This window comes from Roseicyclus sediminis (assembly GCF_025515305.1).
In the GTDB taxonomy this organism is placed as follows: Bacteria; Pseudomonadota; Alphaproteobacteria; order Rhodobacterales; family Rhodobacteraceae; genus Roseibacterium; species Roseibacterium sediminis.
In genome coordinates, this window is record NZ_JAOPHT010000002.1 from 437769 (window position 1) to 457418 (window position 19650).

Annotated in this window: 22 protein-coding genes; 9 read left to right on the forward strand and 13 right to left on the reverse strand. The window is 67.1% G+C overall.

Translation table 11 applies throughout. The features are described 5' to 3' along the window. Positions 1 to 74 precede the first annotated feature (74 nt). Both N8I71_RS04575 and N8I71_RS04580 read left to right on the forward strand, forming a co-directional pair. Positions 75 to 1238, forward strand: a complete 1164-nt coding sequence (locus N8I71_RS04575) for an acyl-CoA dehydrogenase family protein (protein WP_262876753.1) — start codon at positions 75 to 77, stop codon at positions 1236 to 1238. Positions 1239 to 1242: 4 nt separating this feature from the next. Next, entirely contained in the window at positions 1243 to 1593 is a 351-nt protein-coding gene (locus N8I71_RS04580; RefSeq protein WP_262876754.1) for a Rieske (2Fe-2S) protein, read from the forward strand. A gap of 8 nt (positions 1594 to 1601) precedes the next feature. Here the strand turns inward: N8I71_RS04580 and N8I71_RS04585 are convergent, their stop codons facing one another. From N8I71_RS04585 to N8I71_RS04600, 4 genes are read right to left on the reverse strand one after another with little or no spacing between them, the layout of a single operon-like run. After that, positions 1602 to 2354, reverse strand: coding sequence for a ThuA domain-containing protein (locus N8I71_RS04585; RefSeq protein WP_262876755.1), 753 nt, complete (start codon positions 2352 to 2354; stop codon positions 1602 to 1604). Further along, positions 2351 to 2836 carry a MaoC/PaaZ C-terminal domain-containing protein gene (locus tag N8I71_RS04590; RefSeq protein ID WP_262876756.1) on the reverse strand — a complete coding sequence of 162 codons (486 nt, stop codon included), beginning with the start codon at positions 2834 to 2836 and terminating at the stop codon, positions 2351 to 2353. Before N8I71_RS04590 ends, N8I71_RS04585 begins: the two co-directional genes overlap by 4 nt. After that, the gene (locus N8I71_RS04595) at positions 2823 to 4103 is read right to left on the reverse strand and encodes an aromatic ring-hydroxylating oxygenase subunit alpha (RefSeq protein ID WP_262876757.1); all 1281 of its coding nucleotides are present in this window, start codon (positions 4101 to 4103) and stop codon (positions 2823 to 2825) included. Before N8I71_RS04595 ends, N8I71_RS04590 begins: the two co-directional genes overlap by 14 nt. Before the next feature lie 46 nt (positions 4104 to 4149). Beyond that, positions 4150 to 4911, reverse strand: a complete 762-nt coding sequence (locus N8I71_RS04600; RefSeq protein ID WP_262876758.1) for an SDR family NAD(P)-dependent oxidoreductase — start codon at positions 4909 to 4911, stop codon at positions 4150 to 4152. Between the two features lie 177 nt (positions 4912 to 5088). Between N8I71_RS04600 and N8I71_RS04605 the strand changes: the two genes are divergently transcribed. Genes N8I71_RS04605 through N8I71_RS04615 form a run of 3 tightly spaced genes read left to right on the forward strand, consistent with a single transcriptional unit; the run spans position 5089 to position 7926 of the window. After that, positions 5089 to 6366, forward strand: a complete 1278-nt coding sequence (locus N8I71_RS04605; RefSeq protein WP_262876759.1) for a CaiB/BaiF CoA transferase family protein — start codon at positions 5089 to 5091, stop codon at positions 6364 to 6366. Continuing rightward, on the forward strand, positions 6350 to 6769 hold the full coding sequence (locus N8I71_RS04610; protein ID WP_262876760.1) for a Zn-ribbon domain-containing OB-fold protein: 420 nt from the start codon (positions 6350 to 6352) through the stop codon (positions 6767 to 6769). The genes N8I71_RS04605 and N8I71_RS04610 overlap by 17 nt, the downstream gene beginning before the upstream one ends. Then, on the forward strand, positions 6766 to 7926 hold the full coding sequence (locus N8I71_RS04615) for an acetyl-CoA acetyltransferase (RefSeq protein ID WP_262876761.1): 1161 nt from the start codon (positions 6766 to 6768) through the stop codon (positions 7924 to 7926). Before N8I71_RS04610 ends, N8I71_RS04615 begins: the two co-directional genes overlap by 4 nt. On the opposite strand, the gene N8I71_RS04620 is transcribed toward N8I71_RS04615, so the two are convergent. Further along, entirely contained in the window at positions 7923 to 8978 is a 1056-nt protein-coding gene (locus N8I71_RS04620) for an acyl-CoA synthetase family protein (RefSeq protein ID WP_262876762.1), read from the reverse strand. The genes N8I71_RS04615 and N8I71_RS04620 overlap by 4 nt on opposite strands. Positions 8979 to 9042: 64 nt before the next feature. Between N8I71_RS04620 and N8I71_RS04625 the strand changes: the two genes are divergently transcribed. Continuing rightward, positions 9043 to 9795: an SDR family NAD(P)-dependent oxidoreductase gene (locus tag N8I71_RS04625; RefSeq protein WP_262876763.1), complete on the forward strand. Its 753-nt coding sequence runs from the start codon at positions 9043 to 9045 to the stop codon at positions 9793 to 9795. Positions 9796 to 9822: 27 nt separating this feature from the next. Here the strand turns inward: N8I71_RS04625 and N8I71_RS04630 are convergent, their stop codons facing one another. The 3 genes from N8I71_RS04630 to N8I71_RS04640 are packed head-to-tail and all read right to left on the reverse strand — an operon-like array spanning position 9823 to position 12773. After that, positions 9823 to 10695 (reverse strand): SDR family oxidoreductase, encoded by an 873-nt coding sequence (locus N8I71_RS04630; protein ID WP_262876764.1) that lies wholly within the window; start codon positions 10693 to 10695, stop codon positions 9823 to 9825. Positions 10696 to 10704: 9 nt separating this feature from the next. Beyond that, on the reverse strand, positions 10705 to 11496 hold the full coding sequence (locus N8I71_RS04635) for an enoyl-CoA hydratase/isomerase family protein (RefSeq protein WP_262876765.1): 792 nt from the start codon (positions 11494 to 11496) through the stop codon (positions 10705 to 10707). Then, on the reverse strand, positions 11493 to 12773 hold the full coding sequence (locus tag N8I71_RS04640) for an aromatic ring-hydroxylating oxygenase subunit alpha (RefSeq protein WP_262876766.1): 1281 nt from the start codon (positions 12771 to 12773) through the stop codon (positions 11493 to 11495). Before N8I71_RS04640 ends, N8I71_RS04635 begins: the two co-directional genes overlap by 4 nt. A 175-nt stretch (positions 12774 to 12948) precedes the next feature. Here N8I71_RS04640 and N8I71_RS04645 point away from each other — a divergent pair, with 175 nt between their 5' ends. The 3 genes from N8I71_RS04645 to N8I71_RS04655 are packed head-to-tail and all read left to right on the forward strand — an operon-like array spanning position 12949 to position 14407. Next, positions 12949 to 13452 (forward strand): VOC family protein, encoded by a 504-nt coding sequence (locus N8I71_RS04645; protein WP_262876767.1) that lies wholly within the window; start codon positions 12949 to 12951, stop codon positions 13450 to 13452. Between the two features lie 26 nt (positions 13453 to 13478). Beyond that, positions 13479 to 14036, forward strand: a complete 558-nt coding sequence (locus N8I71_RS04650) for a nuclear transport factor 2 family protein (protein ID WP_262876768.1) — start codon at positions 13479 to 13481, stop codon at positions 14034 to 14036. A gap of 50 nt (positions 14037 to 14086) precedes the next feature. Next, positions 14087 to 14407 carry a 2Fe-2S iron-sulfur cluster-binding protein gene (locus tag N8I71_RS04655; protein ID WP_262876769.1) on the forward strand — a complete coding sequence of 107 codons (321 nt, stop codon included), beginning with the start codon at positions 14087 to 14089 and terminating at the stop codon, positions 14405 to 14407. A 15-nt stretch (positions 14408 to 14422) separates the two neighbouring features. Here N8I71_RS04655 and N8I71_RS04660 read toward each other — a convergent pair whose 3' ends face one another. The 5 genes from N8I71_RS04660 to N8I71_RS04680 are packed head-to-tail and all read right to left on the reverse strand — an operon-like array spanning position 14423 to position 19334. Continuing rightward, a complete protein-coding gene (locus N8I71_RS04660) occupies positions 14423 to 16054 on the reverse strand; it encodes a class I adenylate-forming enzyme family protein (RefSeq protein WP_262876770.1) in 1632 nt (543 codons plus the stop codon). Between the two features lie 41 nt (positions 16055 to 16095). Then, positions 16096 to 16800, reverse strand: coding sequence for an ABC transporter ATP-binding protein (locus N8I71_RS04665; RefSeq protein ID WP_262876771.1), 705 nt, complete (start codon positions 16798 to 16800; stop codon positions 16096 to 16098). Continuing rightward, a complete protein-coding gene (locus N8I71_RS04670; protein WP_262876772.1) occupies positions 16797 to 17564 on the reverse strand; it encodes an ABC transporter ATP-binding protein in 768 nt (255 codons plus the stop codon). The genes N8I71_RS04665 and N8I71_RS04670 overlap by 4 nt, the downstream gene beginning before the upstream one ends. Then, positions 17545 to 18447, reverse strand: a complete 903-nt coding sequence (locus tag N8I71_RS04675) for a branched-chain amino acid ABC transporter permease (RefSeq protein WP_262876773.1) — start codon at positions 18445 to 18447, stop codon at positions 17545 to 17547. Before N8I71_RS04675 ends, N8I71_RS04670 begins: the two co-directional genes overlap by 20 nt. Continuing rightward, positions 18444 to 19334, reverse strand: coding sequence for a branched-chain amino acid ABC transporter permease (locus N8I71_RS04680; protein WP_262876774.1), 891 nt, complete (start codon positions 19332 to 19334; stop codon positions 18444 to 18446). The genes N8I71_RS04675 and N8I71_RS04680 overlap by 4 nt, the downstream gene beginning before the upstream one ends. Positions 19335 to 19650 lie beyond the last annotated feature (316 nt).

A 19650-nucleotide genomic window follows, 5' to 3' on the forward strand; every position in this document is an offset into this window, starting at 1 on the left:
ATATGCTTTACCGCCTCTCTTGTATATGTAAAACATACTCCGTGCATCCAGAATGCCCGAAAAGGGGGATAACTGTGGATTTCAGACTGACCGAAGACCAGGTGATGCTGCAGGAGCAGGCCCGACGTTTTGCACGCGAACAACTGCCGGCGCTTGCCGCCGAGCTGGAGGCGACGAACCGTCCGGTCCCACACGAGATGGTCGCGCGCTACGGCGAGATGGGGTTCCTCGGGATCAACGTCTCCGAGGCATATGGCGGCCTTGGCCTCGGCAACCTCGAGGCGCTGCTCGTCATCGAGGAGTTCGCAAAGGTGTCGGCCGCGGTTGCCTTTCCGGTTTTCGAATCCTGCGTCGGCCCGGTGCGCGCGATCGAGCATTTCGCAGCCGAATCGCTTCGCCAGCGGGTCGTGCCGCGGGTCTGTTCGGGCGAGATCGTCGTCGCGGTCGCGATGAGCGAACCCAATGCCGGCAGCGCGCTCACCGACCTCAGCACGAAGGCTCGGATCGAGGGGGACACCGTCATCCTGTCCGGCAACAAGCGTTGGTGTTCGGGTGGCGGCCATGCCGACGGCTACGTCGTCTATTGCCGGTTCGACGATGTGCCGGGCGCCAAGGGCATCGGCGCCGTCTATGTCGAGAAGGGCACCCCGGGCTTCAGCTTCGGTCCGCAGGAAGAGTTGATGGGCTTTCGCGGGGTTCCCTCGAGCGATCTCTATTTCGATGACGTGGAACTGCCGCTCGACGCGATCATCGTGCCCGGCGGGGGGTTCAAGCGGCTGATGGAGGCCTTCGACCTCGAACGCTGCGGCAACGCGACCATGGGGCTGGCGCAGGCCTCGGGCGCGCTGGAAGACGTGGTGGAATACGTGCAGGAGCGCGAACAGTTCGGACGCCCGATCATCGAATTCCAGGCGGTGCAGATGAAGCTGGCCGAGATGAAGATCCGTGTCGAGGCCGCGCGCCTGCTGATCCATCGCGCGGCCGCGAATGCCGAGGCGGGTATTCCGTCGGTCCTCGATAGCTCGCTGGCCAAGTGCTACGCCAACGAGATCGCCCGGGAAGTCACCGGCATGGCCATGCAGCTCATGGGTGGCTACGGCTATTCCAAGCAATACCCGATGGAGCGCCGGATGCGCGACGCCTGGGGCTGGGGCATCGCCGGTGGCGCGATCGACATTCAGAAGACCAACATCGCGGCTGCGATGGTGGGACGACGCTTCAACCAGCGGGCGGGGTAAGCCGATGCTCCCCCGGGGGATCGGCGGCAGCGACGACTTCGTCGACGTCTGCACGACGCTTCAGGTGCCTGCGAGCGGTGCGCACTTCGTGTCCGCCAGGGGCCGGGACGTGATGCTGACACGCGGCAAGGACCAGCAGATCATCGCCTTCGCCGGCAACTGCACGCACGCCTTCGCGCCGCTCAAGGACGGCCGGATCGAGAACGGCGAGGTGGTCTGCGCCCTGCACGGCGCGCGCTTCGATCTGGCCACCGGGCGGGCGCGGTCCGGGGGCTGCCCGAACCTGCCGCGCCTTGCCGTCCGCATCGAGGGTCGCCGCGTTCTGGTGCGCCCGACGCCGGGCCCCGCGCGCTGAACCAGGGGTCAGTCCCGCGCGGCCATGGCCCAGGCGATACCCCGGCGCAGCAGGGTCTGGAACACCGGATGCGCCCAGCTGCCGCGTTCGACGAAAGGGTAGCTGTCGGTCAGCGGGCGCATGTCGTAGCGCCCGCGCGCATGGCCCAGCGTGAGATAGAGCACCGCCCCCCTGCCCCGCGGCCGAAGATACATGACCTGGTGGTCGCCCTCGGGCCAGTCGGCCTGCTCGAACAGCGGGGTCCTTCCCTCGAAACGCGTGGACAACAGCACGTCGTTGCCCGGCAGATGGCGCTGCAGGTAGTGTTCGTCCTCGACGAAGAAGGTGCCGATCCCTTGTGTGAGGGGATGGTCCGGCGCCGCCACGCTGACCTTGAACGTCCCGGGCGCGGGATGCGCCATGAACTGGCTCCCCAGCAGATCGAGGAACCGCTCGGGCAGCGGCGGGCAGTGGACCGGCTTGTCGCCGTCAAGGACAAGGGCCGAATTGGTGCCATGCAGGGCGAACCACCGGCCGCCGTCCTCGACGAAGGTCTCGAGCGCGCCGATGGCGGCCTCTCCGGGCACGAGATTGCAGGTATAGGTGAGCAGGACATCCGATCCTGCGAGCGCGGGCATCGCCGCCTCGTAGGTTTCGAACACGCGCACGCGCAGGCGTTCGTGTTCCTGCAGGTAACGCAACACCTCCAGCCGCGCGAAGTCGATGTCGTGCCATGGCCCGGCCGCGATCAGAACCGCGTCGATCGGCTTGGGGCGGCTCATGCCGGCGGCTCCCTGCGGTAGACGAGATTGGTCGACCGGAATTCGAAGACCCGCGCCCCGTCCTGGTTGGTCAGCGCATGCGCCAGCACTGCCAGGCCGACGCCCGGCCGGCTGGACGAAGGACGCTTCGACAGGATCTCTGAATGGGCCTGCAACCGGTCGCCCGCGCGCACGGCCCGGAGCCAATGCACATCGTCCCACGCAACGCCGCAGACCCAGGCGATATCGCCGTTGACCTCGTGGTCGAGAACCCGCCACAGCGCCGCCGAATAAAGGCCGCTCGCGATCACTTCCCCGAAGAGCGAGGCCTTCGCCGCATCGGGGTTGGCGTGAAACCATTGCGGATCATAGCGCTCGGCGTAGGCGACCATGTCGTCCAGATCGACGGTCATCTCGCGCGACAGCGTGGCCTCGCCGATCTCGAGGTCTTCCCAGAACCGCGACGGGCGGGTCGCCTGCACCGCCCCCTTACTCTCCGACATAATCGGCGAGGACCTTGTGGAAATGACGGATGCGGAGTTCCTGATCACCGATCCAGAGCCCCGGCAGCCCGTTCGAATGCATGCCACGCTGCACGCCGGGAAGGTTGTAGGCATCCTGGTCGACCACCAGGCCGAGCGAGATTTCGCCATGCTTGTAGGTCGCATTGCGCGGCGGGTCGGGCCGTTCCTCGCCGGCCTTGAGAAGCCGGAAAAGGTACATGTCGAAATACATCTTGTCCGGGTCGGTCGGATGCGGGCGCTGGCGGAACAGCATCAGATCGTCGGCATGGGTATTCAGCGTCAGGTTCGGAAAGATCAGGTAGTGGTAGTCATCGGTCAGCTGATCATCGTTGAGGTCCGAATAATCGAGCCCGAGGCGCGGCCCGTGTTCCCGCTTCCATTGCTGCAGGGCACGCCGCACCTCGCGCGCCTGGCCATCGAAGTCGGCCGGGTCCATCTCCGCCTCCTGCATGGCATGCTTGATCAGGTGCGGCAGTTCGGTGGTCTCCCTGACGCGCTTCGACAGGGTCACGAAGGGCACGAGATACCGGCTGTGGCGATCGTAGCAGTCGATCTGGATGTCGTAGTCATCGAGGAAATACAGCAGCTCGGGATGGATGCCCTGCACGTGATAGGACTCGTTGAAGGCATCGACCGAGGTCTTCCAGTTGCAGTCCCACTCCACCGTCACGTCCATGATCTTGACCATGCGGTCGAAGTGGTAGGGGTCGAGATGCGCCGGCAGCGGGTCGAGGTAGTCCAGCAACGGCTCGACATCGGGGTTCAGGCTGAAGAAAACGAAGCTGTTCCAGGTGTCGCATCGCACCTCGGACAGCCCGGAACAGGGCGGTGCGCCCTGCGGGAAGGTCTCGCGGTCGGGGATGTCCCGAAAGGTCCCGTCGACGTTGTAGTCCCAGTGATGATACCGGCACTTGAAACTCTCGGCATGGCCCTGCCCCACCATGATCCGGTTCCCGCGGTGCAGGCAGACGTTGTAGAAGGCGCGCACCGAACCGTCGGCCTGCCGTGCGATGAGGATTTCCTCCGGACCGATCGAGGTCACGTGGTAGTCGCCCGGTTCGGGTATGTCATCCTCGCGGCAGCCCAGGAGCCAGACCTTGGTCCAGAGCCTGTCCCATTCCTTGCGCATGTAGTCGGCCGAGATGTAGCGCTCCTTCGGAATCATCTCGTAGCCGAGGTCGGGCGTCGGCGCCTTGTCGATCGGGGTCTTGGTGAAATCCTGCCCGGTCACACGCTGGATCGTCATCTCGGCCTCTCCTTCATCGAAACGGGCGCGGCAGCGGCCCGCGCGCTCAAAATGGCACCCTCTTCGAATAACCGCCATCGACGAGGAGGTTCGCCCCCTGGCACCAGCTGGCCGCGGGGCTCGCGAGGAACACGGCGGTCCGGGCGATCTCGTCGGGCCGGGCCATCCGTTTCAGCGGGTGGCGCCGCTCGGCCGAGGCGAAGATCCTGCTTCTGGCGATGCGGATCATTTCCCAGTTGCTCCCCTCGTAGAGCGTCGGCCCCGGCGACACCACGTTGACCCGGATGCCCTTGGGCGCCAGCTGCTGGGCGAGTTGTTGCGCCCAGATGGTCAGTGCGGCCTTGATGCCGTTGTAGGCCATGGGTCCGACGAAGGTCTCGGCCGAGGCCATCGAACCCATGACCAGGATCGACGGCGCGCGCGATCGTTCGAGAAACGGCATCGCCTCCTCGACGGTGCGAACGGCGCTCATCATGTCGATCTCGAAATTGCGCCGCCAGTAGCCGGGGCTGCCGGTTCCCCCTCCCGCGCTGAGGTTGGCGAAGACGAGATCGATGCCGCCAAGGGTTTCGGCCGCCGCCCGCGTCCAGGCCCGCACGGCGTCCCCGTCGCGCCCCTGGAGCGTCGCGCCGTAGGCGCGGACCCCGAGAGACTCGTACTCGGCCACCGCCTCCCGGACCGCCGTCTCGCCGCGCCCGAAGGTGGCGACGTTGCAGCCTTCGCCAGCCAGCTGTCGCCCGATTTCGCGACCGATGCCGCGGCTGCCGCCCGTCACTACGGCGTTCAGCCCTGCAAGGTTCAAATCCATCCGGTCCAGCTCCCGCGCGGCCTGCCCTTCGCGGCATGTGTGACGATCGTTGCGCTTTACATGTATACTAGCAATCTCATATTGTATATTTCAAGATAAAGCTATGCATAACAAAGCCGGGTTTGCCGCGCGGCCCGTCGAGGGCACCACCACGCCGAAACTGGGAGCCGAAGCGAGATGTTGCAGGACCAGACACCTTCGCCGGCGCACTCCGTCGATCCGGGTCCAGGCGATGAGGGAGGCATCCTCGCCGGGATACGGGTGCTCGATCTAAGCCGCGTTGTCGCCGGTCCGCTCGCGGGCCAGACCCTGGCGGATCTCGGCGCGGACGTGCTCAAGATCGAGCGGACCGGTGGCGGCGACGACCTGCGCAGCCTCGGGCCACCCTGGATCGGGGGCCGGGACGGGCGCCCGGAGCAATCCACCTATTTCCAGACCGTCAATCGCGGGAAGCAGTCGCTGACGCTGGATTTCGCCCAGCCGGAGGGGGCGGATATCCTTCGCCGTCTCGCCGCCGAGAGCGACGTGATCATCGAGAACTTCCGCACCGGAACGCTCGCCCGGTACGGGCTTGGCTACGAGGATCTGCACGAGATCAATCCGCGGCTGATCTACTGCTCCATCACCGGCTTCGGACAGACGGGCCCCTATTCGGACCGGTCCGGCTACGACTATCTCGCGCAGGCGATGGGCGGGCAGATGGCGGTGACGGGCCTGCCGGAGGGAATGGCCGGCGCGGGTCCGATGCGGGTGGGCGTGCCCATCGCCGACATCACGGCGGGCAACAACGCCGTCATCGCGATACTCGCGGCGCTGATCCACCGGACCCGAACCGGACAGGGGCAGCATGTCGACATCGCGCTTTTCGACTCGCAGGTGGCGCTGCTGCTGAATTCGCTCGGCGCATGGCTGAACGCGCGCGCGCCCTTGCCCAGGACCGGCAACGATCACCCGACCGCCGTGCCCAACGGCGTGTTCGCGACCCGGGACGGCCACATCCTGATCGCCACCTTCAACGATCGCGAGTTCGCGCGGCTTGCGGCGGCGCTCGGCCACCCCGAATGGGCCGAGGACGCCCGCTTCGTGCGATCCCGCGACCGGCTTGCGCACCGGACCGAGCTTGCGGCACTGATGAACGGGGTTCTGGGCACAGAGGGGAAGGCGCACTGGATGGAGGTGCTGAACGCAGCCAAGGTGTCCTGCGGTCCGATCAACGACATGGCAGATATCGAGGCCGATCCGCAACTGGCGGCTCGGGACATGATCCAGACCCTCGTCCATCCCCAGCTCGGCGAAGTGCGGGTGGTCGGCAGTCCCCTGAAGTTTTCGGAAACGCCCATCCGGCTGAAACAAAGCGCCCCGCTGGCCGGCGAGCACACCGCCTCCGTGCTGGCGACCCGGCTCGGGCTGGACGCCGAGGAGATCGCGAGGCTTCGGGATGCCAATATCATCTGAAGACGGAACGGGGTCCGAGCCCGTCGCACCGGACACCGGGCCGGAGGCGCAGTTCCTTGCGCATCTGCGCGCCGGCCGGCTGATGCTCCAGCGCGACCCGGAGACCGGCCGGACGGTGTTCCCGCCCCGGCTGCGAGCCCCCGGCACGGGTGCGCCGCTGACCCATTGGGCGCCGGTCAGCGGGCGGGGAACGATCCATGCCTTCACGGTCGAGCATCGCCGCCCTCCCGCCGCCCCGGAGGCCTTGGTTCTGGTCGATCTGGACGAAGGCGGACGTGTCCTGTCGCGAATTCCCGGGGCCGATCCCGATGGCCTGACGATCGGCGCGGCCGTGCGGGCGCGGATCGTCGTGCCTGACGAGGGCACGCCGCACATTGTCTTCGACCCGGACCCTTCGGCATGACGGCGGCGGGGGCCTTTCCACGCGGACGCACGGCCTTCGCGGGCGCGGCGACATTCGGGATCGGCGAATGCCCGGGCTATACCGCGCTCGAAATGGCCGCGCAGGCCGGATACCTCGCGCTGGACGATGCCGGGCTGACCGTGGCCGACGTCGACGCGCTGTTCGTGTGCCTTCCGGACGATTTCCTGTCGGGCCTTGCCCTGGCGGAATACTACGGGATCCGGCCCGCGTTCACCGATAACAACCGCACCGGGGGATCGAGCTTCCTGTGCCATGCGATCAGTGCGGCGCTGGCGCTCGATGCCGGTCTGTGCGACGTGGCGCTGGTCACCTACGGCTCCAACCAGCGCACGGCCTCCGGCGGCCTGATCTCGGCCCTCAGGAGCTCGGCCGTCGAGGCGCCTCATCGGCCGATGATGCCGGTCGCAGGATACGCGCTGGCGGCGATGCGGCACATGCACCTCTACGGCACAAGCCGCGGGGATCTCGCCGCGGTGGCCCTTGCGGCGAATGCATGGGCACAGCTGAACCCGGAGGCGTTCGGGCGAGCGCCCCTCACCGAAGCGGCCTATTTCGCGGCGCGCATGGTCTCGACCCCGCTCGGGGTGAAGGATTGCTGCCTCGTGACCGACGGCGCGGCGGCCGTCGTGATGACCCGGCTGGACCGCGCCCGCGACCTTGCGAAACCGCCGATAGCCCTGCTGGGCGGCGCGGCGGAGGTGACGCACAAGGAGATCGCGGCCATGCCCGACCTGACCGTTACCGCCGCCGCGCGGTCCGGCGCGCGCGCCTATGCGCATGCGGGCGTCGTCCCGGGCGACATCGACGTGGTTCAGCTCTACGACGCGTTCACCATCAACACGATCCTCTTTCTCGAGGACCTCGGCTTCTGCGCCAAGGGCGAGGGCGGAGCCTTTGTCTCGTCGGGGGCGATCGCACCCGGTGGCAGCCTGCCGGTGAACACCAATGGCGGCGGCCTGTCCTGCGTCCATCCGGGAATGTACGGCCTGTTCACCATGGTCGAGGCGATCCGCCAACTGCGCGGCGAGGCCGGCGCGCGCCAGGTGCCCGGGGCAGAACTGGCCCTGTGCCACGGCAACGGCGGCGTCCTGTCCAGCCAGGCCACGCTGGTCCTGGGAACTTCCGCGACAGTCTAGGCGACGGACGGCGCCGGCGATCGCAGAACGAGGCGGCCTTCGCGGTCCAGATGTCCGAACTGTCCGGTGGGCTGGAATCCGTCCGGACGGTGAACCGGGTCCGGACGGTCCGGGACGGGCCCTCCCTGCCCCGGCGCGCCGGACCAGTGGCGCAGCCAAACCTGTCCCGGCTCATCGACCTGGAGATCGAGGCCGCTTGCAGGGTCGACGATCATGATCTCGACGCCGGGCAACCGCCTGCCATGGGTGCTGCCCGAGATCTCGGGCGGATCTCCCGGGTCGCCAAGCGTCGCAAGCCCGCCGAAACCGGGCGCGGCCCAGGCGTTCAGGACGCAAAGGTCGGGCCGACGCTGGCGAAGCGCGCGGCCCAACGCCTCGGGCCCGTCCGTCACGACGAGGCGGACGCCGGAGGGAAGCGAAACCGCGTCCGCGTTGCAGGCCCCCGAGATCACGAGAATGTCGCAGACCGCCGGATCCGGCCAGGCAGTCAGGGGCACCGCATCCCAGCAGGCGCCAACGGCCTCCGCCGCGAGGCAGGCCAGAAGAGCCAGCGGACGGCCGGCTTCGGCCACGACAAGAACGCGGTCGGAAGACGTGAGGCGCAGGCGCGCGGCCATGGCGCCGGCGGTGCTGTCGATGGATTGGAAGCTGCGTCCGGCGGATGCGCCGCCGGCAGGCGATCCGGCCGCGGAAGACCAGATCAGGCGCCCCGCCTGCAGGGCCGCCGCCGAGGCGGACGCCGCCGGAGGACCTGGCGTCACCGCGTCGCCGAAATGATCCGTGTCGGCAATCCACAGGTCCGGTTGGAAACCTTCGGGCGGGCGCGGGTCCGCCGGGCCCATCACGGCGAGGTCGATGCCCGACCGCGCACAGGCGCGCAGCACCGCCACCAGGTCCGCGACCGAAGACCGGGCCGCCGCGACGCGGCTTCCAGCGCCGAGACCACGTTCGCGAAGCGCGGCGGCCACGGCCTCGGCCTCCAGCCGCGCCGTTGTCCGCTCAGTGCCCATGATGAGCCTGTCCGGGATTCCAGGCAGGCTGCCTTCGTTCATTCTTCATGGCTTTTTTGTATACAAGAAAATGTCGCTTTGTATAGTTGCGTCGGGAGGAGACAAGATGACAAGAACAGCGTTCATCACGGGGGGGGCGCAAGGCCTTGGCCTGTCCATCACCGAGGCCGCCCTCGAGGCCGGCTACGGCGTGATGGTGTTCGACCGCGACCGCGCAGCGCTCGACCGCCTCGCCGCCGCGCGGCAGGACGTGCTCTGCCATGCGGGGGACGTCACGGACGCCGCGTCGATCGAAGCCGCCCTCGACGCCATGCCCTCGCCTCCCGACCTCGTCGTCAACAATGCCGGGATCGTGCGGTTCCACCCGCTGCTCGAGACCACCGAGGAGACATGGCGGTCGGTCATCGACATCAACCTGACCGGGCCGGTCCTGGTCGCGCAGGCCTGCGCGCGACGGATGATCCCGCGCGGATCGGGCGTCATCATCAACATCACTTCTACCGCCGGGATCGCGGCAAGCCCCGGGGTGAACGCCTATGTCGCGGCCAAGGCCGGACTGGCCGCGATGACCGAGCTCATGGCACAGGAATGGGGGCCGCTGGGGCTCCGGATCAACGCCGTGGCTCCCGGGATGATCGATGCCGGCGTATCGGCGCCAATCTACCGCGACAATCCCGAGGCGCGGAACCGCCGCGGTGGCGCGGTGCCGTCCCGGCGCCTCGGGGCGCCCGAGGACATCGCCGCCGCCGTGCTGTACCTCGCATCCGACGCCGCCAGCTACGTGCAGGGCCACCAGCTGGTGGTCGATGGGGGTCTGACGATCAGCGTGATGTCGCAATTGCCGCGCGGCACCGGCTGAGGACGGCACCGCGCCCGCAACTGGGCATCAGGGCACGTTGAAATGCTCGGGGACGCCCGCCGGCCATACCGTGCCCCACATCTGCATTCCGCCGTCGATGGTCAGGACCTCGCCAGTGACGAAGCCGCCGCTGTCGGCCGACAGGTAGACAACCCCCTCGGCCACGTCCCAGACATCGCCCATCCGGCGCTGCGGATTGACGTCGTTGAACCGTGCGGTGGCTTCGGGCGGATAAGCCGAGAGCCCTTCGGTCGCGATGGCCCCCGGCGCCACGCAGTTGACCCGGATGCCAAGGGGCGCCCATTCCGTCGCCACGGTCTTGCTCAGGTAGATGACGCCGGCCCTTGCGGCACAGGTATGCGCGGCCTGCGGCATGCCGCGACCGACATGGGCCACGATGTTGACGATGCTGCCATTGCCCCCCTTCGCCCGCCAGCGTTGCGCTGCGCCCTGCATCATCCACCACGTTCCGTTGAGGTTCAGATCGATGACCGAGCGCCAGCCATTCCGGGAGAAATCGATGGCGTCCTGCGGGAACTGCCCGCCGGCATTGTTGACCAGGATATCCAGACCGCCGGCGGCGAAGACCTCATCGAGAAAGCTGTCGACCGCTTCGGGTTCCCGGATCGACATCGCCCGGGTCTCGACGGTCGCGCCACACAACTCCTGCACCGCCTGCGCGGTCGCCTGAAGCTTTTCCTCGCGGCGCCCGCAGATCGTGACGCTTGCCCCGAGCCGCGCGAAGAGGAACGTCATGGCGCGGCCCATCCCGGTGCCGCCGCCGGTTACCACCACGCGCTTGCCCGCCATCAGATCGGGACGGTAAACGGTCGGGTGCTCCGCCAGTTCGGCATCTGTGAAGCTCCACTTCACGTCGTTCCGGATCGTGTTCGCCGTCATCGTCCTCTCTCAATCCTGCTCGTTGTATCGGTTCCGCCCATCCGCGTAGGCCGCGATCCCGCTGCGGCTCGCGGGCGATCGCATCAGCCGATCGGCGCGGGCATGCCCCTCGGCGATCGCGTCCGACAGTGTCCGGTCACGCGCCACCTCGTAAAGCGCGCGGGCCTCGCGTACCGCCGACCAGGGGTTCGACAAGATCCCTTCGGCCAGGGCGAGTGTCTCGGCCATGAGCCGGTCGGCCGGGACAACCCGATTGACCAGCCCCAGCGCCGCCATCCGCTCCGCCCCGAAGGTCCGTCCGCCGAGGATGATCTCCATCGCCACCGGCCGCGGCAGGGCCTGCGCCAGGCGCTGGACGCCCCCGGTGAAGGCCACCATGCCATGCGTGACCTCGGGCAGGCGGAAGGTCGCGTGTTCGGCGGCCACGACGAGGTCGCAGGCGAGGCACAGCTCGAACCCGCCGGCCACGGCCGCACCGTTCACAGCGGCGATGAGCGGCTTCGAGATCGTTCGCTCGGTCAGGCCGCAGAACCCGCCATCGGGAAGCAGGCCATGTCCTGCACCGATCGCGGCGGCCTCCTTCATGTCCATGCCCGAGCAGAAAGCCCGGTCCCCCGTGCCGGTCAGCACGATCGCGCCGATGGACTCGTCGGCCTCGGCCTCGCGCACCAGCCGGTCGACCACCCGCGAGGTCGCCGCGTCGACGGCATTGCGGCGCTCGGGCCGGTCGAGGGTCACGATGGCGACCGGACCGTCACGGTGCAGACGGGCCACGGCCCGGGACGAGCCGGGGTCGCTCACGATGCGGCGGGGGCCGATGCGGCGGCGCTCCGGGCCCGCTCCTGCGGGTCGCGCGGGCCCTCGCCCGGCTGGTCGACGAAATCGCCGAGCACCTCGGGCACGCGCAGTTCCTGCGGGATGTTGGCCGCCCCGATCCGACGGTCGAGTTCCTCGTGCCAGTGGTAGATGCGGCGTTCCTGGTAGTTCAGCGGGAAGCCTCGCAACCCGGCCGACTGGACCGAGCGCTGGATCTTGTCGGCGAACTGGAGGTCTTCCTCGAGAATGGCGTGGAAGTTGGCGATCCGCATGTCCCACCGCTCGGGCCGCGGACCGTCGCCCCAGTCGGGGCCGAACCAGTGCACGTCCACCACCATCGTGGTCAGGGTCTTGGGCCAGAAGAGAAGGATCGGGATGCCGTAGGGCGAGACCGGGCTGACCATGTTCGGATAGCCCATGACCGACAGGTTCGTGCCCTCGTACCAGGGATCGACGCCATCGACCATCGGCAGGCCCTTTACGCCGGGGTCCTTCCAGTCGTCGCGCTTGAAGGGCGTGACCATCCGCGAATGCCCCCCCGGCCAGAGCGTGATGCAGGACCCGCGATGGTCGAGGAAACGGTCCACGGTGTTCTGGTGGATCGACTTGAGGTGGTAGACCTCGAGAAAGGCGTCGATCAGGATCTTCACGTTGCAGGCGACCTCGATCGAGTCGCTGTGAACGAGCTTCAGCTTTTCCGGCGCCATGTCGTCCAGCGTGCGGGCCACGGGCCCGAGGTAGTCCCGGAGTGGCATCGCCGCGGGATCGAGGTTCACGAAGATCAGGTTGCCCAGTGCCTCGCAGCGCACCTCGATCAGACCGCGGCACGACATGTCGAGATCGACGAAATCGCGGCGGTCCCGCAGGTTGATAAGCTCGCCGCGGGTATTGTAGGTCCAGCCGTGATACTTGCACGTGACTCCTCGGGACGTCCCGCTCTGGTCGGTCACCACCGGGGCGCCGCGATGCCGGCAGGTGTTGTAGAAGCACCGCACGACCCCGTCCTCGCCGCGGATGAAGAACAGCGGCTCGCCCAGCCTGTCCCACTGCCTGTAGCTGCCCGGTTCCGGAACCTCGTCGGCATGGATGCCGTAGACCCAAGACTTGTGCCAGAGATGCGTTGTCTCGAGCGCGTTGAATGCCGGATCAACGTAGCGGCCACCGGGAATGTCGGGCAAACGGGGGAAGCCCTCGGGAGGTCCCTTTCGGGCGGATTCATAGGCCTGGCGCGCTTCGATCGCGTCTCGTTCGGATACGGTCATGCGGTCTCTCCTTGGGGCCGAGCCACGCTGCGCCCGGGCCGGTGACAGCCTTGCGACAGAGTCCCCTGTATGCTAACAGAGCCCTAATGTATACGCAAACCCCCCCTTGTTGCATAATTAGCTGGACGGACGGCGTCCGGGGCGGCGGGAATTGAGTCGGTTTGCCTCCCCCATCATGCAGCTTGGATACGTCGTCGACGATCTCGACGCCGCTTTGGCGCACTGGACGCAGGTGCTTGGTGTCGGGCCTTTCTTCGTGGCCGAGGGCATCCCGATGGACACGCTGCACTACCGTGGCACGCCGATCCGGATCGATCAGCGCGTCGCCATTGCGCAGGACGGACCGGTGCAGGTGGAACTCCTGCAGCAGACAGGCGGCGACCGGTCCTGCTTTACCGACTTTCTGGCCGCGCGTGGGCCGGGCCTGCACCATGTCTGCGTCCTGTGCGAGGATTTCGACGCCACGATCGAAGACTGGGCGGCGCGCGGGGTGGGCGTGCTTCAGGGCGGCAAGACCGCGACGGGCCTGCCCTTTGCCTACATGGACACCGACCCGGCCCATGGCGGACAGGTGCTCGAGATCGTGCCGGCGAGCCGGGGGCTGATGCGGTATTTCACGATGGTGGCCGAAGCCGCCGAGGGCTGGGACGGCACCGATCCGGTGCGTCGCGTCGGCTGAACAGGGGACACGGGAGAGCAACGCAGATGGCAAGCATGGACCTGGAGGCCCGCATCGACCGCCTCGAGTCGCGGGCGCAGATTTCCGAGTTGGTGGCGGCCTATTGCAAGGCCTGCGACGACCGCGACGTGCCCCTGCTGGAGAGCCTGTTCACGGAGGACGCGGTGGTCCGGTCACATGACGGCGTGATGACCTCGGAGGGGCGCGCGGCCGTGATGCAGATGTACAAGGGCCGCTTCGACGTGCTCGGAATCTCGTGTCACTGGACCCACGACCACATCCTCCGCTTCGACCCGCAGGATCCCGACCATGCCACCGGCGAAGTGTTCGGCCATGCCGAGGCGCATCGCAACGGTCAGACGCTGGTCGCGGCGCTGCGCTACGCGGACGACTACAGGCGCTGCGACGGGACGTGGAAGTTCTCCAGCCGGACCCTGGCCTTTCTCTACTATGTTCCGGTGGAGGACTACGCCGAGGCACTTGGCGGTCGCCTACGGCAGCGCGCCTACGGCGACAAGCGCCCCGCCGATTATCCCGAGACATTCGAGAGCTGGACCGGGTGGGTCCGCCATTTCGGCGGCTGAAACGGACAGCCGCTCCACCCTGTTCAAGACGCGGAAAGGACAGCGCGCCCATGCCGACAATCCACGCGACCGACCGCACCGGTGTCACACGCGAGGTCGAGGCCGAGACCGGCCTGAGCCTGATGGAGAACCTCCGCGACAAGGGTGGGATGGACATCGCCGCGATTTGTGGCGGCATGGCCTCCTGCGCCACCTGCCACGTGCATGTCGATGTCGACTGGATGGATCGCCTGCCTCCCGCCGAACCGGACGAGATCGAGCTGGTGGAATTCACCGAGGCCTACGACGAGGCGCGGTCGCGGCTGAGCTGCCAGATCCGGGTGACCGAAGACCTGGACGGGCTGCGCTTGACCCTGGCGCCGGAAGCCTGAGCGGCGGGTGGGCCGTCAGCCCGCCTCGGCCATCTCGCGCAGGCGGAATTTCTGGATCTTGCTGGCCGACATCGGCCACTCGGTGATGAACCGCACCTCGCGCGGCACCTTGAAGCTGGCGATCTTGCCACGGCAGAAATCGACCAGGTCCTCCGGGCCGATCTCGGCGCCGGGCACCAGTTCCACGAAGGCAACCGGCACCTCGATGAGCCGGGGGTCCGCGCGCCCGACCACCTGGCATAGCTTGACCGCCTCGTGCTGGTTGAGAACGCTTTCGATCTCGTGTGCCGCGACGTTCTCGCCGCCGACCTTGAGCATGTCCTTGAGACGCCCATGGAACATGAGCGTCCCGTCGGCATCCAGCGCCCCGAGGTCACCGGAATGGAACCAACCGTCGCGCAACGCTTCGGCGGTCTTGTCGGGATCCTTGTAGTAGGCCGTGAAGACGCCGAACCCGCGCACGAGGATTTCGCCAACCTCACCGGGCGCCATGTCATTGCCCTCAGGGTCCACGACCCGCAGGTCGACCCCGTCGAGCGGCTTGCCCAGCCGCTGTGTGCGCGCCTCGTAGCTGTCTTGCGGGAAACTGGTGGTCACCGTCCCCGAGGTCTCGGTCATCCCGAACGTGCCGACCTGGATACAGTCGGGCATCTTGCGGCGCAGCGCCTCGCGAAACGCCGGAGGCTGCATCGCCATGTTGCTGTTCATCAACCGGAGCGAGGACAGGTCACGCTGATCGAACTCCGGGTGATAGATCATGTCGGCGATGAAGGTCCCGAAGGCCGGGTAGCCGATCGTGGCCCGCTCGCGCTCGATCAGGCGCAGGGCTTCGCCACCTTCGAAATGGGGCATGGACACGTAGGTGCCCCCGACCGCGAAGGTGGCGCAGAGCGGAAAGAGCGCGCCGATATGGAACATCGGCAAGGGGGACCAGAAGACATCGCGGTCCGTCATCTCATAGCGGATCGCCAGGCCCTGCGCAGTTCGCACCAGCGCCTCGTGCGCGATCAGGCAGCCCTTGGGATGCGAGGTGGTGCCGGAGGTGTAGAGGATCAGGCCGGTGTCGCGCACACGGACCCGGCGCCGCATCCGTTCGATCGCTTCGGGCGGGATGGTTTCGCCGAGTTCGTCCACCGCCGCCGCCGACAGGAAACCCGGCGCGGTGCTCTCGCCGATCAGGGCGATCGCCGCAAGACAGGGGGCCTCGGACAGCGAAAGGGGCATCGCGGCCGGCTGCGTGGCAAGGTCGGGAAAGGCTTCGGTCAGCCGTTCGATGAAATCGACCTTGTCCGTGACCTGGCCGGTGGTGACGATGACCTTCAGATCGGCATTGGCGACGAGATAGCGCAGTTCCAGCGCCCGATAGCGGGCGTTGATCGGGACCGAGACCGCCCCGAGCAGCGCCGTGGCAAAGAACAGCTCGGCATATTCGAGACGGCTCGGCAGCAGGATGCCGACGTGATCGCCGGGCCCAACCCCCAGCGCATGCAACGCGCGCGCGCGACGGATCGCAGCCTCGGCGAGCCCGCGATAGGTCAGCCGTGCATCGGGAAAAACCAGCGCGTCGTGATCGGGCGTGTCCCGCGCCGCGCGAAGCAGCAGATCGCCGATCGTGGTCACGGCCGTGAAGTCGCGAAAGTCCAGCATGCCGTCCCTATGCGGACCGCGCGCGGCGCGATCCCTTCCCTTCAGACCCCCAGGTAGCTGGCGATGATCGACGGATCGTCAGCCAGGTCCCGGCTTTTTCCTTCGCGCACGACGAGACCGCGATCCAGGACATAGGCCCGCGACGTCAGCTCCAGCGCCCGGTGGGCATTCTGTTCCACCAGCATCACGGTCAGACCGTCAGCGTTGAGGCGACCCAGCGCGGCAAAGACCTGGTCCGTCATCAGCGGCGACAGCCCGAGGCTCGGCTCGTCGAGAAGAAGCACCTCGGGCGCGCCCATCATCGCCCGCCCGATCGCCAGCATCTGCTGCTGCCCGCCGGACAGGGTGCCGCCAAGCTGGGCGTGGCGTTCCTCGAGCACCGGGAACAGCGCGTAGACATCGGACAGGCTGTACTTCGCGGGCCGCCCGCCGAGCGCGAGCTGACCGACCTGAAGGTTTTCCAGAACGGTCATCTCGCCCAGGATCTGCCGCCCCTCGGGCACCTGCAGCACACCCAGCCGCGCGACCTTGTGGGCGATCGAGCGGCGCAGGTCGACCCCGTTGAAGACGATCCGACCCTCGCCTGCCGGGACAAGGCGGCTGATCGCATTCAGGAGCGTCGACTTGCCCGCCCCGTTCGACCCGATGATGGCGACCATCTCGCCCCTGTCGACCTGGAGGCTCACGCCCCGGAGCGCCTTGATCCCCTGGTAGGACACGTAGAGGTTCTGGATATCCAGCATCATGCCGCGCTCGCCCCTCCGATATACGCCTCGATGACACGCGGATCGTTGACGATCTGTTCGGGCGGCCCCGAAGCCAGCAGACGACCGGCATCGAGCACGTAGATCTGTCGGCACAGCCGGGTGACAAAGCCCACGTTGTGCTCGATGAGCAGCAGCCCCAGGCCCTGTTCGGCGAGTTGCTTGAAGATTTCGGCCAGTTCGTCGGACTCCACGTCATTCATGCCGGCCACCGGCTCGTCCAGCATCAGGATCGCGGGGTCGCTGGCCATGGCGCGCATGATCTCGACCCGGCGCTGGTGACCATAGGCGAGGTTTCCCGCCGCGAGGAAAGCGTATTCCTGCATGTGGAACCGCTCCAGCAGGTCCCACGCCTTTTCGCGCAACTCGCGCAATTCGCGCGTGGCGCTGGGCAGGCCAAGCAGGGCCGCAAGCGGGCCCGCCTTCTCGTGGCGGTGAAACCCGATGACGATGTTGTCGAGGACGGTGGTTTCCGGCAGCAGACGGATGCTCTGGAATGTGCGCGCGATCCCCGCGCGGGCCACCTGTTCCGTCCGGTCGGTCGAAATCGACCGGTCGCCGAGCTTGATGTCCCCCGAGGTCAGGCTCAGCACCCCGGCGATCATGTTGACCACCGTGCTCTTGCCCGCCCCATTCGGTCCGATCAGGCCGGTGATCTCGCCGGGCGGCACCTCCATTGAGAAGCCGTCGACCGCCTTCAGGCCGCCGAAGTGTTTCGCGATATTCTCAATCCGAAGCGACGGCATCTGCAACCTCCTGCTTCTGAGGCCGTGAAGCCCCCCGGCGCTGGCGCCAGCGGTGGCGAACCGCATCGACGATCGTGTCGCCCACCCCCCGCGGCAGGAAGGTGATGACGAGGATCATGATGATCCCGTTGACCATTGTCCGGTTGTCGGCGAGCGGCCGGGCGACCTCGGGCAGGATCGCCATGATGCCCGCGCCCATGATGGGCCCCAGAAGCGTCGTGCGTCCGCCAAGAACCACGACCGTGAGGATCGTGACGACGAAGGCGAAGCCGAAGGCGTTCGGCTCGATATTGTATACATAAAGGCTCTGGAGCCCGCCGAAGAGCCCGCCGATCGCCCCCGAGACCATGAACCCGATCATGTGGTAGCGGCGGATCGAGACCCCGAGCGAGGCGGCCACGGATTCATCTTGCGCCAGCGCCGCGAAGATCCTGCCCAGCGTGGTCCGGCCGATGGACCAGTTCACGTAGATCACCAGCAACGCCATCAGGGCGAGCGACCAGGTATCCATGATGCGCGGAATGTTGGTGACACCGATGGCGCCGCCCGTGAGGTCTTCGAAATACAGTGCAAGTGCGATGATCACCTTGACGAAGGCGAGCGTCGCGATCGCGACGAAGGCTCCGCGAAGCCGGGCAAGCGGGATCGACAGGACGTATCCGCCGAGCGCGCCGATGGCGGCGCCGGCCGGGATGATCACCCACATCGGCACCTCGGTCCGGGTGGCCAGGATGGCCACGAGGTAGCCGCCGAGCGCGGCGAACCCGGCCGTCCCGATCGAGAAAACGCCGGCCCTCAGCGCGATCTGCTGCGAATAGGCGAAGCCGAGGCTGAGCAGGAAGAAGTCGATGACCGGCTGGTAGGAGTAGTAGAAGTGGATCACTTGCGGTCCCCCCCGGCACTGAGCACCGCCCGACCGAACAATCCGTTGGGAAAGAACAGGAGCGCCACGAACAGCAGGCTGAAGATGATGGCGTCCGAAAGCGTCGACGACAGGTAGGCCTTGGTCAGGGCCTGCGTCACCCCGAGCAGGATGGCGGCCACGACGGCCCCGGGCACCGACCCGATGCCGCCGATGACCACGACGACGAAGGCATAGAGCAGGTAGGGTTCACCCATGAGGAAGTGGATCGAGTTGAACGACAGGCCGATCAGCACCCCCGCGACGCCGGCCAGGGCGCCCGCGATGAAGAACGTCTGCCGGTAGACACTGGCCGCGCTCACGCCGAGCAAGGCGGCGGCGCGCTCGTTCTGGGCGACCGCCCGCACCTGGCGGCCGAAGGACGTTTTCTGAAGATAGTAGACCAGAGCGCCCACGAGGGCCGCGACCAGCACGAGGATCACGATCTGCAGCAGCGAGATCCGCAACCCGAAGATGTTGTAGAACTCGATTGGAAAGGTCCCGAACGGCATGCTCAGGACCCGCGTGTTCGAAAGGTTCTGCGCGATGTTGATGAGGATGAGATCCACCCCGAGCGACGACACGATGGCCGGGAACTCCGGATCGACCTGTTTTCGGATCTGCCTGAACGCCACCAGTTCGACGATGATCGAGATCACGCCCGAGGCGATCATCGCGAAGACCAGCCCGACCCAGAAAGGAAGGCCGATGATCACGCAGTAATACGCGATGAAGGCACCCGCCATGAACACCGCGCCATGGGCCAGGTTCAACAGCTTCTGGACGCCGAAGAGCAGGGTGAAGCCGAGCGCGAACAGGGCATAGATCGACCCTGACACCACACCGTTGAGTATCTGTTGTGCCAGCATTCCGCGCGCTCCCTCGCACGATCCCCGGCCGCCGGACCTCCGAGTGTCCGGATCTTGCGCCGCGGATATCCTCCCTGTCGCCCCGGCCCACCTTGCGATCACCGCCCGAAAACGGAGACCGCGCGCGCCTGGACCAGGCCGCTACACCGTCATCAAACACCAGCTTTGCATACCAAGCAATGAGTATTTGTATTTTTGATTATGAACAAAAAAATATCTTGCGCGCCGGGGCGTCGCCCGGATCGGCCCGCCCCAAAATGAACGCCCGCCCCGAAGCCATGGCCGGGGCGGGCGCGAGTTGAGGGACGCGGCGACC

Bases quoted from the DNA above. Each gene is read 5' to 3' on its own strand.
- N8I71_RS04605 (WP_262876759.1), top strand. From the start codon at position 5,089: ATGTTGCAGGACCAGACACCTTCGCCGGCGCACTCCGTCGATCCGGGT.
- N8I71_RS04595 (WP_262876757.1), bottom strand. From the start codon at position 4,103: ATGACGATCCAGCGTGTGACCGGGCAGGATTTCACCAAGACCCCGATC.
- N8I71_RS04650 (WP_262876768.1), top strand. From the start codon at position 13,479: ATGGCAAGCATGGACCTGGAGGCCCGCATCGACCGCCTCGAGTCGCGG.
- N8I71_RS04645 (WP_262876767.1), top strand. From the start codon at position 12,949: ATGCAGCTTGGATACGTCGTCGACGATCTCGACGCCGCTTTGGCGCAC.
- N8I71_RS04590 (WP_262876756.1), bottom strand. From the start codon at position 2,836: ATGTCGGAGAGTAAGGGGGCGGTGCAGGCGACCCGCCCGTCGCGGTTC.
- N8I71_RS04615 (WP_262876761.1), top strand. From the start codon at position 6,766: ATGACGGCGGCGGGGGCCTTTCCACGCGGACGCACGGCCTTCGCGGGC.
- N8I71_RS04655 (WP_262876769.1), top strand. From the start codon at position 14,087: ATGCCGACAATCCACGCGACCGACCGCACCGGTGTCACACGCGAGGTC.
- N8I71_RS04680 (WP_262876774.1), bottom strand. From the start codon at position 19,334: ATGCTGGCACAACAGATACTCAACGGTGTGGTGTCAGGGTCGATCTAT.
- N8I71_RS04585 (WP_262876755.1), bottom strand. From the start codon at position 2,354: ATGAGCCGCCCCAAGCCGATCGACGCGGTTCTGATCGCGGCCGGGCCA.
- N8I71_RS04665 (WP_262876771.1), bottom strand. From the start codon at position 16,800: ATGATGCTGGATATCCAGAACCTCTACGTGTCCTACCAGGGGATCAAG.
- N8I71_RS04620 (WP_262876762.1), bottom strand. From the start codon at position 8,978: ATGAACGAAGGCAGCCTGCCTGGAATCCCGGACAGGCTCATCATGGGC.
- N8I71_RS04630 (WP_262876764.1), bottom strand. From the start codon at position 10,695: ATGACGGCGAACACGATCCGGAACGACGTGAAGTGGAGCTTCACAGAT.
- N8I71_RS04660 (WP_262876770.1), bottom strand. From the start codon at position 16,054: ATGCTGGACTTTCGCGACTTCACGGCCGTGACCACGATCGGCGATCTG.
- N8I71_RS04640 (WP_262876766.1), bottom strand. From the start codon at position 12,773: ATGACCGTATCCGAACGAGACGCGATCGAAGCGCGCCAGGCCTATGAA.
- N8I71_RS04600 (WP_262876758.1), bottom strand. From the start codon at position 4,911: ATGGATTTGAACCTTGCAGGGCTGAACGCCGTAGTGACGGGCGGCAGC.
- N8I71_RS04670 (WP_262876772.1), bottom strand. From the start codon at position 17,564: ATGCCGTCGCTTCGGATTGAGAATATCGCGAAACACTTCGGCGGCCTG.
- N8I71_RS04625 (WP_262876763.1), top strand. From the start codon at position 9,043: ATGACAAGAACAGCGTTCATCACGGGGGGGGCGCAAGGCCTTGGCCTG.
- N8I71_RS04580 (WP_262876754.1), top strand. From the start codon at position 1,243: ATGCTCCCCCGGGGGATCGGCGGCAGCGACGACTTCGTCGACGTCTGC.
- N8I71_RS04610 (WP_262876760.1), top strand. From the start codon at position 6,350: ATGCCAATATCATCTGAAGACGGAACGGGGTCCGAGCCCGTCGCACCG.